The sequence below is a fragment of the Bacteroides sp. CACC 737 genome, from assembly GCF_013874375.1.
Lineage (GTDB): Bacteria > Bacteroidota > Bacteroidia > Bacteroidales > Bacteroidaceae > Bacteroides > Bacteroides uniformis.
The window spans coordinates 3,663,247-3,676,958 of the sequence record NZ_CP059408.1 but is presented as its reverse complement, the minus strand read 5'-3'; the positions used below and the strand labels follow the sequence as shown (position 1 = coordinate 3,676,958).

Sequence of the window (13,712 nt, the reverse complement as noted above, 5' to 3'; positions counted from 1 at the left end):
CTTGTGGAACAGGACATGAGCCTATAAAATGTAAGGGGTTGCCTTTTGCCGAGACAACCCCTTCTTATTTTATGTGGAATTTATTGTGACAGCAGATGTTGGTAACTTTCTGCTGTTTCAAGTTTATAATACTTTGAATTCATATCCCTCTTCTTTTAGGAAGTCAATGGCGCGCGGCAATGCGTACTGCAGGTTTCCGTTGCACCAGGATTTCAGGGAATCGTGGAAGGTGATGATGGAGCCGTTGCGGGCGTAGCGCATCACGTTGGCTAGCACTTGCGGACCGCGCAGCTTCTTGCTGTAGTCACGGGTCACGAGATCCCACATCACAATCTTGTAGGTACGTTTCAGCGTGAGATACTGGTTGGCGAACATATGGCCGTGGGGAGGACGGAACAGGAGCGGGTAGAGAACCTTCTCCACATTGCAATTGATGTCTCCGCCCATTTCCATGAAAATCTTCGCCTGCTCGGTATTTCCCAGATAATTCTTGGCTGTGTATTCAAATCCGCGGATATGGTTAAAGGTATGGTTACCGATGCGGTGCCCACGCTCAACGACCATCCGGAACTCGTCCGGATGCTTCCGTATGTTGTCACCTACCATGAAGAAGGTGGCTTTGATGTTGTGCTTATCCAGCAGGCCGAGTACCCAAGGAGTTACTTCGGGGATAGGGCCATCGTCGAAAGTCAGATAAACGGCTTTTTCATTGGGGTCCATCCTCCAGACTGCACCGGGATATAGTTTGCGAAAAAACTCAGGAGGTTGTTCTATAAACACGTGATTAAGGATTAAGGGATTAGGAGGGATTAAGGATTAGGGGTTAATGATTAAGGATTAGGGGTTAAGGATTAGTTATTAATGATTAGTGATGAACTGCACAGGTTAATCCCTAATCCTTTAATCCTTAATCCCTAATCCTTATTCTCACTCCTTCATTCTGTCCACATACATATTATACAGTTCTTCCACCTTCGGCTCGTAGATTTCGGCGAGCTTGGAGTTGTACTTCTTCATGGCCTTCACCTCGGCATCGAGTACAGCCCAGTGGTATTCAAATTCACGGGTAGAAATCATGAAGCGGTTGTCGTCCAGGCTCAGATACCAGGTCAGGTACTCTACAGCCTTGTCAGCAAGGGCTTTCATCATCTCGTCCGCCTTGGCGGTTTCGCCCAGTTGGTAGTAGGCTTCCGCCATCTGTACGGCACCGTTCTGCCAGTCGTAAGGCACGTTGTAGGCGGGAATCATCTTTTCGGCATAGTCCAGGGCGGCTTTTGCCTTGTCTTTCTTGCCCTCACGCATCAGCTGCTGCACGAGTTGGGAGAAGATGCGACGGTGAGAGTGACACATGCGCATGGCGTTCTCGTCGATATAGATGCCCGGCTTGTCGATGCCACCGAACTTGAACTTGTTCATCAGGTTGTCGTACATCTTTTCGGAGTCTATTGTCACGCCCGTCTTACTGGTGTCGAACGGAGTGAAACGATAGGCAAGACCTTCCTGAACGAAGTGGTTTTCCATATTCAGCTGGTTCTCCCTGCCTACGCTGACAGCGATATAGATGGGGCGTTCCCAGTTGGCCTCGCTCAGCATTTCGAGCATCATCAACTCGCTCTTGTAGAGGGCGCGTTTGCCTTTCAGCGAAATGTGCATGTAGTCGGGGATTGAGTCGCCCGGTATCATCATGCCGCTGCGGCGCACGGCTTCCTTGTCTACCTTGATGACAATGCTGTCGGTAGGAATCACCTTCAAGTCCTGATTCTTGTTGCGCACCCAGTTCTTGAGGATATTCTTTAGCTCATACGGGTTGTCACCGAATTCTTTCTTTACATTGACCAGTGCTTCGGGATTACCGTCCAGTGCCTGCTTCTCGGCTTCGGCATAGAGCTGGTCGATGCTTTTCTTGTACTCAGGCTGGATGGGGACGTATTCGTTGGTGCCTTCTACGTACTCCATTCGGTCCCACGTGATGGGGAGAGAAGGACTGTCGTAGGCGGGGCGCTTCATCTGGTCGATGTACCAATCGGTCTGCAGGTACGAGAGGTTGCAGGTGCGGGCGTCGGTACGGAAACCTTCGGTCTCCTGGTTGTACCAGAGGGGGAAGGTATCGTTGTCACCGTTGGTATAGATAATCGGATTGCCGCTTTCTTGCAGGGACATCAGGTAGTTCTGGCCGAAGTCGCGTGCCATGTAGCGGTCGCTGCGGTCGTGGTCGTCCCAAGTCTGGCTTGCCATCTGCACGGGGACAAAGAGGCAGGCTACGGAAACGATGGCGGCAGCAGGCAGTTCCTTCATCTTGGCATAGTCTTGAAGCAGACGGATGAGTCCTGCCACACCCATACCAATCCAGATGGCGAAGGCGTAGAACGAACCGGCGTAGGCATAGTCACGTTCGCGCGGTTGGCTCGGAGTCTGGTTCAGGTAGAGCACGATGGCAATACCGGTCATGAAGAAGAGGAAGAAGACCACCCAGAATTGCTGGATGCCTTTCTGCCCACGGTAGGCTTGCCACAGCAGGCCGATGATACCCAACAACAGCGGCAGGCAGTAGAATACGTTGTGTCCCTTGTTGTCTTTCAGTTCCTGAGGCAAGAGGCTCTGGTCGCCCACCAGCCAGTTGTCGATGAACGGGATGCCGGTAATCCAGTTGCCGTGTTCGATTTCTCCGCTGCCCTGTATGTCGTTCTGGCGTCCGGCGAAGTTCCACATGAAGTAGCGCCAGTACATCCAGTTGAGCTGGTAGGAGAAGAAGAACTTGATGTTTTCCCACTGTGTGGGCATGTTTACCATAATCATGTTGCCGCATTTGTCATAGGGCACGTCGTAACCCTTGATGTCCTGCCAGGCATGGTATTGTTGTGTATGGGCACTGCTGTACATACGCGGGAACAGCATGTTCTGGGCGTATTCGTACTCGATGCGTCCGGGGATTTCGATGTACGAATCCTTCTCGTCGGGCGTGGCTTTCTCCTTGCGGATGAACTTCGTGCCGTTGTACTTGATGCGCGGCTCGCAATAACCGTCTTTCACGTCCAGCGCCACTTGCGAGGAGAAGGCAGGACCATAGAACAGCGGGCGTGTGCCATACTGCTCGCGTCCCAGGTATTCGCCCAGTGTGAAGATGTCCTCCGGAGAGTTCTGGTCCATCGGCGTGTTGGCGGTGGAGCGGATGACGATAAGTGCATACGAGGAATATCCGATGACAATCATCATGGTGCAGAGCAGCGAGGTGTTCAGCGTGCGTGCCGATACGCGGAATTTCTCTTTGACGGCTGCCTGCGTCTTCGGACGGAGGTAGAGCCACAATGCGGCAATGACGATGATACCGATAACCACCGAGCTGGTGCCGTGTCCGTAGAACGGGATACCCAGCATGGCGATGGTGAGTATGAACGAGAGTGCCATACGTGCCTTGTTGCGTTCGGTGTAGCTTTCGTAGATACCCCAGATGAGGCAGGTTGCCAGCAGGATGATATATACGATGACACCCGTGTTGAAGGACATGCCCAGCGTGTTGACGAAGAGCAGTTCGAACCAGCCGCCCACTTTCACGATACCCGGCACGATGCCGTAAAGTACGGCTGCTACCAGTATGCCCGAAGCGAGCAATGCCAGCAGGGAACCTTTTGCATTGGCATTGGGCACCTTCTTGTAGTAATACACCAGTACGATGGCGGGCAGGCAGAGCAGGTTCAGCAAGTGCACGCCGATACTCAGACCGGTCAGGTAGGCGATGAGAATCAGCCAGCGGTCACTGTGAGGCTCGTTGGCGACGTCTTCCCACTTCAGTATGAGCCAGAATACGACGGCAGTGAACAGTGAGGAGAAGGCATACACCTCGCCTTCCACAGCGCTGAACCAGAAGGTATCGCTGAACGTGTAGGCAAGTGCGCCCACCAGACCGCTACCCATGATGGTGACCATCTGTCCGCGTGTGATATTGTTTTCGTCTGTCACCACAAGTTTGCGTACCAGGTGCGTGATGCTCCAGAAAAGGAACAGGATACATGCGCCGCTCATCAGCGCGCTCATGTAGTTCACCATCTTGGCAACGGTGGAGGCATCGGAAGCAAATTGTGAGAATAGGTTGGCTACCAGCATGAAGAACGGTGCGCCGGGCGGGTGTCCTACTTCCAGCTTATAGCCGGTGGTGATGAACTCCGGGCAGTCCCAAAAGCTTGCAGTAGGTTCGATGGTCATGCAGTAGACCGTCGCTGCAATGAGGAAGGTAATCCAGCCTACAAGGTTGTTTACGGTTTTGTACTGTTTCATTCAGATGAAATTCGTTATTATTCAGTTTTGTTTTTTACAAGCTGTTTTGCCATCGCTTAGTCAACGTATTGGCATATATGGGCGCAAATATAATGATTTCGCTTCTAAATAGGTGACAATAAGCAGCATTATTAGGATAGGTTAAGGGATTTGCTGCATCTATAGATGCAGCACGGTGGAAGTATAGATGCAACGCGGTGGATATATAGATGCAACAATGATGATTCTATAGAGGGAATATCCGGCCGATAAAGGGGGATGCGGAAAGGAAGTATCCTCCTTGCTTGTCTAAATGAATCTTTCGTTTATAACCGAAAATCTAGCCTTTTTCGCAAACTTTTTAGGTTATGAACGAAAGAGTTGATAGAAATATTCGTTTATAACCGAAAATTGTTATCTTTGCAGCTAAAGTTTAGGTTATGGACGAAAGAATGGATATACTTAGGAAGTACAATCTCTGGACAGAAGGAGATTTTGACTTCGGTTTCATGCGGGTAGCTTATACCGGCAGAATCATGGACTACGTAGGCAATCGTCTTGTAAAGGTGCTCATCGGCCAGCGGCGTGCTGGGAAAAGTTATGTGTTGAGACAGATAGCAAGGGAACTGATAAGAAACGGTGTCCCTCCGCAGAACACTTTGTTCATCAACCGGGAACTGAGCGACTTTGCTTTTTTGAAGACTCACAAGGATTTGGAAGAGTTGGTGACGCTTTATAAAAGCGAACTGCACCCTCAGGGGAGGATATATATTTTCATCGACGAAGTGCAGCTCATCCAAGAATGGGAAAAGTCGGTCAATTCTTATTCGCAGGACTATACCGAGGAGTACGAGCTCTTTATCAGCGGCTCCAACTCACGGATGCTGTCCGGTGAGCTTGCCACGCTGCTTTCGGGGCGATACGTCCAATTTCCGATATATCCCTTCAGCTATCAGGAGTATACAGAGATAAGGCATCTGGAACAGAACCGTGAGAGCTATATGGGCTATATGAATACGGGCGGAATCCCGGAACTTTTTGTCTTGCCCGAAAAGCAGGAGGTGCAGCGCAATTACTTGTCTGCCTTGAAGGACACCATCTTGCTGAAGGACATCATCCAACGCTACAGCATACGTGACCCCCGACTGCTTGAGGACCTTTTTGCGTTTCTTGTAGGCAATGCCTCTAATTTAGTGTCCATCGGCAACATCGTGAACTATTTCAAGAGCCAGGGCCGGAAGACGAGCTATGATGCCGTGGCTGCCTACATAGGCTATATCGAAGACTCGTTCTTGGCGTATCGTTGTGAACGCTTTGACTTGCGCGGAAAGGAAATACTGTCCGGTACGGCGAAATATTACATCAACGACCTTGCCTTTAAGAATTTCCTCTATCCCGGAACAGCCTATGGTGTGGGTTATAAACTGGAGACTCTTGTCTATCTGGAGTTGCTTCGGGCGGGCTATGATGTCTATACCGGATGTGCTAAAGAAAAAGAGGTGGACTTCATCGCTCGGAAAGGTGACCGTACGATATATCTGCAATCCACCTACATGCTGGTAGATGAACAGACGGTGCGCCGTGAGTATGCTTCGTTGGAGGCGATACAAGATAATTATGAGAAACTGGTTGTCTCGCTTGATGACTTCTGCCTGCCGTCCAATGAAGGAATACGGCATGTGCGGGCGTGGGAACTGGGTGGATTGCTTGAAAGATAGGGATATTTCTGTAAATGTGACAAAAAGCATTGCTTTTGTCTTTGCTTTCTCGGCGTATCAAGGCTTTCGGAGATATATTTTCAATTTATTAGGAGGAGGAATGTTTTGATATATTCCTTATAATCTGTATTTTATATGTTTTTGTTCTCGAATTTCCTTTCGTATAGACAGAGAGATGGAAATACGGGGGATCCTCATACGATAGAAAATACAAAGTGTCAGAATGGTAAAAGTAGAATACCCACCATTGATGTGAATAACATTAATGATGGGCATTCTACAATGTGTTGAGTTATATCGACGTTACGTTACTTCATTCGTTATCAAGCTTGCCACTTCGGAAGTTCCGATGGTGCGGACACTCACCACGCGGTGTGCTCCGTTTTCATCTTGCTCAAAGCATAGTTTCTGGTTGTGGGTATCGTTCTCATAGACATAAAGTACGCCGGCTGAGTATGTTCCCGTCAGGGTGAACTGCGGTTCCACTTTGGCTGTAAAGGTGAACGGCTTCGTGTTGTCTATCTCTGTAAAGATAACAGGTGAGTTGTTGATGGCAGTTCCATCCGGCGAACGGAAATAGTCTGTCTGCGGACCGGCAACAAACTTCAGTGTGTCGTTGAATACGGTGACATTGTTCTCCGCCCCGTTCTTGGCTTGGGTAAATTGTATGTTACTGAGTTTGACGTTGCAGGATGAAAGTGTTTCTTTCTCTGGCACTATAAAATATTTTGTGTAAATGGAAAATACGGGATTCAAAATCGAGTTCCGTATTTTTTATTTTATACATTTACCAAATGAAAAAGATTATGAAAGAAAAGAATCAAGTAGTGCCTGATGAGGTATTAAGCAAGGAGTTCCTTAGCCAGTTCAAGACAGAAGCGGATGTGAGCAGGTTTCTGAATCAGTTGCATGCGCAGGTATTGGAAAAGATGCTTGAAGGTGAGATGGATGCCCATTTGGGGTATGAGAAGAATTCCGTGGCAGGGAACAACACCGGCAACTCCCGGAATGGCAGTTATCCGAAGAAAATTCAGACCGGACATGGAGAGTCTGTCATCTCCATTCCGCGTGACCGCAACGGGCAGTTTGAACCGATAGCAGTCCCCAAGCATGAAAGCCGGGGACTTTCTATAGAGAAGCTTGTTATCTCCCTGTATGCCAAAGGAATGAGTGTTTCCGATATAGAGGAGGAGATGCGTGAGATTTATGAAATAGAGCTCTCTACATCAGCCATTTCCATTATTACAAACAAGGTAAGCCAGGCTGCGCAGGAATGGCAGAACCGTCCTCTGGATCCGGTCTATCTGATAGTCTGGATGGATGGTATCGTCTTCAAGGTACGGGATAACGGCAAGATTATAAACAAGACCGTCTATCTTTGTGTCGGTCTGAAACAGAACGGCCTGAAGGAAGTCCTTGGCATGTGGGTCGGCAAATCGGAAAGTTCCTCTTTCTGGATGGGTGTCCTGACCGACTTGAAGGCTCGTGGAGTGCAGGATATACTGATTACCTGTACTGACAATCTGAATGGATTTACAGATACCATCCGTACCGTATTCCCCCAGTCATCCACTCAGATCTGTGTGGAACATCAGATCAGGAACTCCTGTAAATATGTCGTTTATAAGGATAAGAAAGAGTTTACGGCGGATATGAAGAATGTCTACAATGCACCTAATAAGGAAGTTGCTGCCGCAGAACTTGACAATCTGGAAAAGAAATGGGGAGGAAAGTATCCATACGCCATACTTTCATGGAGAAACAACTGGGATGATCTGACTGTTTTCTTCCAGTTCCCATTGGAAATCAGGAAAATAATCTATACCACAAATCTTATTGAGAATCTGAACGGAAAAATCAGAAAGTACACCAAATCAAAGCTTTCATTCCCGTCGGACGATGCCGTAAAAAAGACCGTGTATCTTTCACTTATGGAGATTGAAAAGAAATGGACAATGCCTATTTCAAACTGGGGATTGATTATGAACCAGTTTATGCTTATATTTGAAAACAGAATCCAGATATAAGAACAAACTTACAACTGAATCCTGTTTCCATTTACACAAAATTTTGGACAGTACCCTTTCTCTACTGCCGCATCCGGTTTACTCTCGGCGCAACCGGTCATTAAGATGCTCATAAGCAATCCAAAATATAAATGTTTATTTATTGTGTAATTGTTTTTTGTTTATGTTGCAAAGTTAGTGAATTTAGAGTCTTTCAGTAATACTCCCTCTTTGAACCACAACTCAAATACCGGGTTGGAGAATATGTACTGCTCCCCTTTATCGACCAATGTGCCGTATTGAAAAGGTGATTTTATGGGCTGCTTGTTCTTGATTTAATGACAAATATACAGATTATATATTCATGTATAATTTCTTTTCTTTTATTTCTATTTAGCCTTGTCGTTTTCCAATCCCCGCCCTAATTCTGCTCAAACTCACCGGAGTAATCCCCAAATACGTAGCAAGGCATTCCAGCGGGATTCTTTGCAGCAGTTCCGGGTTATTCTTCAGCAGTACTTCGTACCGTTCGGCTGCGGAAGTAAACAGCAAGGGGATGAATTTCTCTTCAGTCTGCAGGAATTCTGTCTCTGCAAACTTGCGTCCCCAATTGGCGATGTGGATGTCTTCTTGGAACAATCTTGCCAGGACACTCTGTTTCAAGACGTAAAGAATGACGTCCTCCATGCATTCCACGGTTTCATAACCGGGTGCGTTGGCGATGTAGCTTTTCAGTGAAACGACTGTGGCTCCCTCGGCACCAATCCAAAAGGTGATTTCTTTACCTTTCGCTTCCACGTAGGCGCGGACAATACCTTTTCCGACGAAGAAAATGTTTCTCTCCGTCTTTCCGGCTTCCAGTATGAGGGAACTTTTGGGGTAAGCCACTTCCGTGATGTTCTCCACCAGCTTGTCGACAGATGCCTTTGGCATTGGATATATGGTATGGATAATATCGTATTTGTTCATTATCAGGCAAGTATTGGTTCTTAGTGTGGCAAAGATACGATTTTCGACCTTATCCGGTGCTTCTTATCAAATGTAAAGTGGCAGGAGTACGGGAAAGGTTATCTTTGCTCCCTCTTTAAATGTATAATGAAACAGAAGAATTGAGTATGAACTGGATTATTTTGGTTGTAGCCGGACTGTTTGAGTCAGGCTTTGCCTTTTGTCTGGGAAAGATGAAAGGCGTTACGGGTACGGAATATTATCTTTGGGGTGCAGGCTTTCTTGTCTGTCTGGCCATCAGTATGTTGCTGCTTGCCAAGGCGGTGCATACGTTACCTATCGGGACGGCCTATCCCGTGTGGACGGGGATAGGTGCGGTAAGTACGGTAATATTGGGGATTGTATTCTTTGATGAGTCGGTTTCCTTCATCCGTTTGTTCTTTATTACTACGTTGATAGCTTCTATTGTAGGTTTAAAGATGACTTGATTCCTACGATTGCTGCGGAACAATGCGATGTAAACTTTTGACTTGAAAAAGGATGAACGTGAGCAAAAAAGCCCTATTTTTGCTCACGTTATTGAATTCTGAATAAGTAGTAAACACAAATATGCCATGAAAAGTAAAACTCTTGCATTGATTCTATTATGCTACGCCGCTTCATTGGGCGCCAAGGTAAAACTGCCTGCACTGGTAAGTGACAATATGGTTCTTCAGCAACAGACGGAAGTAAAACTGTGGGGAACGGCAACGCCGAAGGCAGAAGTACGTGTAACCCCCTCGTGGAACGGACAAACCTCCACTTGCCGTGCCGATAAAGACGGACGTTGGCTGCTTGCCGTGAAAACTCCGGCAGCAGGATACACGCCTTATGAGATAACTTTTGATGATGGAGAAAAAACTACGTTGACGAATGTCCTAATCGGTGAAGTATGGCTTGCTTCCGGTCAGAGTAATATGGAAATGCCCTTGAAAGGTTTTGCCGGCTGTTGCATCATGAATGGGGTGGATGATATCATAGCTTCTGCCGAAAATAAGGGTGTGCGCATGTTCACCGTTCCCAAGCATCAGACGTATGAACCGCAAACAGACTGCGAAGGTAGTTGGAACCTCTCCTCCATCGAGACCGCACCCGATTTCAGTGCAACAGCTTACTATTTCGCAACTTCACTGAGTCGTGCCCTCCGTATTCCCGTGGGTATCATCAGCAGTGCCTACGGTGGAGCCACTGTGGAAGGTTGGATAAGCCGGGAATTGCTGGAAAACTATCCGGACATTTCCCTCAACCCCGATTCCATCAAACGCCTGCACCCCATGCACCGCCCCATGCTGATGTACAATGCCATGCTGAAGCCGCTTCAGAACTATACCATAAAGGGATTCATCTGGTATCAAGGCGAGTCTAACGTAGGCCGTCATGAAACATACGCCGAGCGTCTGGCCGACATGGTGCAACTGTGGCGCAAGGAGTGGGGATTGGGCGAACTGCCTTTCTACTTTGCCGAAATAGCACCGTACGCCTACGGAGGTACCCAGCAAGAGAAAGCTGCCTACCTGCGCGAAGCGCAATTCCGTGCCCAAAGCCAGATTCCGAACAGTGCCATGATTTCTACCAACGACCTTGTAGAGCCTTATGAGATATACAATATCCATCCCCGCAACAAGACAAAGGTAGGTCAACGCTTGAGCTATCTGGCATTGAACCTTACCTATGGATTGAAGCAGATACACTGTTTCGGCCCACAATATAAGTCATGGACTGCTAAAGGCAGTGAAGCATGGGTTTCCTTCGACCATTTGGAAATGGGTATCTGTCGCAACTATGACCTTCGCGGTTTCGAAGTGGCGGGTGAGGACCGTGTGTTCCATCCTGCCGACAAAGTATGGCTGCACTGGCAGACGAATGAAGTGGTAATCTCTTCAGAAAAGGTATCCCATCCCGTCAGCGTGCGCTATTGTTTCCATGATTTCCAGATTGGTACGATGATCGGTGGGAATGAATTGCCTACCATTCCGTTCCGTACGGATAATTGGTGAAAGAGTGAAAAGTATATAAACACTTTCATTATACTATAATATTGGGCGCGGGTTACGCGGAATCCACGGATGCAGTAAACTAAATCCGTGAAATCCGTGTAATCCGCGCCTAAAAGAAAATATCCAGAGGGTTTTGTTCCCCCCTCTGTCTTTCTTATTGTTTCAGCAACTGTTCTGCTGCAAGTACCAGGAACATATAGTGGGACGAACCTCCTCCCAACACATACTCAGTCTGTTGCCAGAGGAACGGGAACGTCAGGAGTTCCGGGAAGTCGGGACGGATAAGCGCTGTACCGGAAATGACTCCACCGGGAATGTACGACCAGTCTGCGCGGTTCAGTCCGTAGCCTACAGTGGCTGATTGTGCGCCAACACCCGAGGCGAAGGAAGCCTGGTTGGAGCCCGGGTGGCATCCGAGAATGAAGTTGAGGGCATTGAATACCGGTGCTTTCGGGAATATTTCCGGATAGGCGGTTGTCAGGAAGTAGTGCTGGAAGCCGAAACGCTGTATATCCCAGCCTGCACCCCAGATATTCGGACGGTAGGGAACGCCATAAGGAGTTTCATGCACTTGCTTGTCCAGTTCTTGTTTGTATCCGGCCAGAGCTTTGCGGAAAGCGGTAGAGAAGGCTTTGGCTTTCTTGTTCTTCATCTGTGCAAACTGTTGTTCTACGCGTGCCGTGTACCAGCCGATTCGGCCTATCTGCTTGATGATGAGCTCCTGGTTGTCCAGGATGAAGTCCATATAGGGTTGTTCGCCCGTGGTGAGGTACAACTCTACGGCTGCCTGCACTTTGGGGAACAAGGCTCTGTTGTTGCCGCTTTCGGTAGAAGCATATACTTTGCGGGCAATGTCGAGACAATGTACACTCAATGTATCATTGAAGCCTTTCAATACGCGTGATACGGCAGCAAGTTGGGCGGCTGTCGACAGTTCTCGTCCGGGGTTGTCCTCTGTAAATATCCAACGGTCGTCTTCATTACCGATTTTTCCGTCCGTCATGGCGGCGGCATCACCCAGAAGTACGTATTGGCGAAGGTCGTTGCAGATGATTCCCCGGTAGAGACGTCCCAGTGCCAGGTAGCCGTTGACTACCGTAAGGGCGCCGTTCTCTACTTGTTGCAGCAGGTCATTCTTACCGTCGGGCTGGTGGATTTCCGTCACACGGTTTATCTGGTCGATGGAAGTCACGTCGAGATTCGGGCGGAAAGCTTCGTAGGCCAGTGCCAGGATATAGGATTCTCCGGCTTGGGATTCGATGCGGAGGTCAAAGTCTCCGGCATCGTGCCAGCCGCCTATGTTCACTCCGGGAACCACTTCACCCGGTTTGAATTTGGACAGGCCCTCTTTCTGGTCGTAGCCGTCGATATGATTGTGTGCCGGTGCCATCCGGGCATCGTCCATGTGGCAGCAGTCGTGCCATACGCGGTATTTCTCGTTGACGCGCATGTGGCACATCTGTACGGGAAGGAAGTATTCCAGTACGGGTTGCCATACGCCACGGGCATATACGTCATTGTCGATGCGGAAGATAGGAGATACGGAGGTATCGTATTTAATCTTGTAGAGTCCCGGTTCCTTCACATCCGTGAAGTCCACCTTCAGATAGTTGTATCTTAGGAACTTGCCCCAATTGGCAGGAGTGACGTTCTTGACCACTTTCTCGCCGTCTGCGTCAATGCGGATGATTTGTGCCGTTTCCTTTCTATTGTCACGTATATCCATTTCGATGACGGCTTCCTTGTCCTGGGCGGGATGATAACCTATCTGTGAAGTCTGGATAACCGGCTGATACATCCAGTCGGCCACTACGTTCGGAGTGATAATCCATTTGACGGCCCCTTTGGTGACACCCGGTTTTATGTTGCTGCGCAGTACGAACCAGCCGTTATTGTGGTTCATACGCCCGTCAAACAGTTGTAGGTCACCACTCAATGATTCGATGGTTACTTTGTTGTAAGGGTCGTCGGGGCGGGAGGTAAACTTACGGCCTTTGGCATAAGGTTCGCTGATGATGTCGTCGGCCACAATCGGGCTGTAACCTTTTCCTATCAGTTTGTCCATGTCTGCCAGCGATTGCTTGCCGTCATGATAGTTTCCCGTATGCAGATAGTTGGGTTGGGTTGTCATCAGGGGGGAGTTGGGTTGTTGCGGGAAGATGCCGCTCTGACCGTCCATAATCCAGGGCTTGCCGAAGAGGGAACCCGGGAAGAATTCAAGGTTGAAGCCCACTTTTCCGATGAATTCCTGGGGAATGGGGCGGTCCAGGTCTACGGTCACCTCTATGTGTTTACCTTTGCTTTCCACTTGTACCGTATATATAAGGTGGAGATCCGGGTAAATCATCGGGTTGAATCCGGTGAGGTGGCGTGAGGAGTCGGGATAGCAGAGCGTAGCGGTGATGCTGTTGTCGCTGAGCTTCCGGTCGAGTTGTTTCGGTACGGGCTGCCATTGTCCGGGGGTGGCTTCCAGTCGGATGTCTCCATTCGTTGCTACGCGGTGTCCATTCATGATGATACATACTCCTCCTTGGTGTCCCTCGGGATAGATGTCATCAAAAGCCATGACGTCTACTCCCTGGTTCTTGAAATAACCGGAAGATGTCAGCTTGAAATCTTGTGCATGCAGTGCACCGCTACTGCAGAGCAGTGCCAGGGCGGATGCGAATAGAAAATGTCTCTTTCTCATAGTATCTATTTTTGAGTTACAGAATTCTCCACTAATATACGGACTAAAAAGGAAACGGATGGTT

General features: G+C 48.6%; 9 protein-coding genes. 4 read left to right on the top strand and 5 right to left on the bottom strand.

The window, feature by feature from the left end; translation table 11 throughout:
* Window positions 1-123 precede the first annotated feature (123 nt).
* Both H1A11_RS15405 and H1A11_RS15400 read right to left on the bottom strand, forming a co-directional pair.
* Window positions 124-780 (bottom strand): polysaccharide deacetylase family protein, encoded by a 657-nt coding sequence (locus H1A11_RS15405; protein ID WP_178284698.1) that lies wholly within the window; start codon window positions 778-780, stop codon window positions 124-126.
* Window positions 781-927: 147 nt separating this feature from the next.
* Window positions 928-4,272: a DUF2723 domain-containing protein gene (locus H1A11_RS15400; RefSeq protein WP_181757411.1), complete on the bottom strand. Its 3,345-nt coding sequence runs from the start codon at window positions 4,270-4,272 to the stop codon at window positions 928-930.
* 419 nt (window positions 4,273-4,691) lie between these two features.
* On the opposite strand from H1A11_RS15400, the gene H1A11_RS15395 reads away from it, so the two are divergent.
* Window positions 4,692-5,969 carry an ATP-binding protein gene (locus tag H1A11_RS15395; protein ID WP_181757410.1) on the top strand — a complete coding sequence of 426 codons (1,278 nt, stop codon included), beginning with the start codon at window positions 4,692-4,694 and terminating at the stop codon, window positions 5,967-5,969.
* A 303-nt stretch (window positions 5,970-6,272) separates the two neighbouring features.
* Here H1A11_RS15395 and H1A11_RS15390 read toward each other — a convergent pair whose 3' ends face one another.
* Complete coding sequence (locus H1A11_RS15390) at window positions 6,273-6,686, bottom strand: DUF1349 domain-containing protein (protein ID WP_226791266.1); 414 nt, start codon at window positions 6,684-6,686, stop codon at window positions 6,273-6,275.
* 89 nt (window positions 6,687-6,775) lie between these two features.
* On the opposite strand from H1A11_RS15390, the gene H1A11_RS15385 reads away from it, so the two are divergent.
* On the top strand, window positions 6,776-7,996 hold the full coding sequence (locus H1A11_RS15385; protein WP_370528674.1) for an IS256 family transposase: 1,221 nt from the start codon (window positions 6,776-6,778) through the stop codon (window positions 7,994-7,996).
* 372 nt (window positions 7,997-8,368) lie between these two features.
* Here H1A11_RS15385 and H1A11_RS15380 read toward each other — a convergent pair whose 3' ends face one another.
* The gene (locus tag H1A11_RS15380) at window positions 8,369-8,944 is read right to left on the bottom strand and encodes a Crp/Fnr family transcriptional regulator (RefSeq protein ID WP_117601050.1); all 576 of its coding nucleotides are present in this window, start codon (window positions 8,942-8,944) and stop codon (window positions 8,369-8,371) included.
* A gap of 146 nt (window positions 8,945-9,090) precedes the next feature.
* Here H1A11_RS15380 and H1A11_RS15375 point away from each other — a divergent pair, with 146 nt between their 5' ends.
* Window positions 9,091-9,411 carry a multidrug efflux SMR transporter gene (locus H1A11_RS15375; protein WP_117601093.1) on the top strand — a complete coding sequence of 107 codons (321 nt, stop codon included), beginning with the start codon at window positions 9,091-9,093 and terminating at the stop codon, window positions 9,409-9,411.
* 126 nt (window positions 9,412-9,537) lie between these two features.
* On the top strand, window positions 9,538-10,959 hold the full coding sequence (locus H1A11_RS15370; RefSeq protein ID WP_181757408.1) for a sialate O-acetylesterase: 1,422 nt from the start codon (window positions 9,538-9,540) through the stop codon (window positions 10,957-10,959).
* A 154-nt stretch (window positions 10,960-11,113) separates the two neighbouring features.
* On the opposite strand, the gene H1A11_RS15365 is transcribed toward H1A11_RS15370, so the two are convergent.
* Entirely contained in the window at window positions 11,114-13,648 is a 2,535-nt protein-coding gene (locus tag H1A11_RS15365; protein ID WP_174646576.1) for a glycoside hydrolase family 9 protein, read from the bottom strand.
* Window positions 13,649-13,712 lie beyond the last annotated feature (64 nt).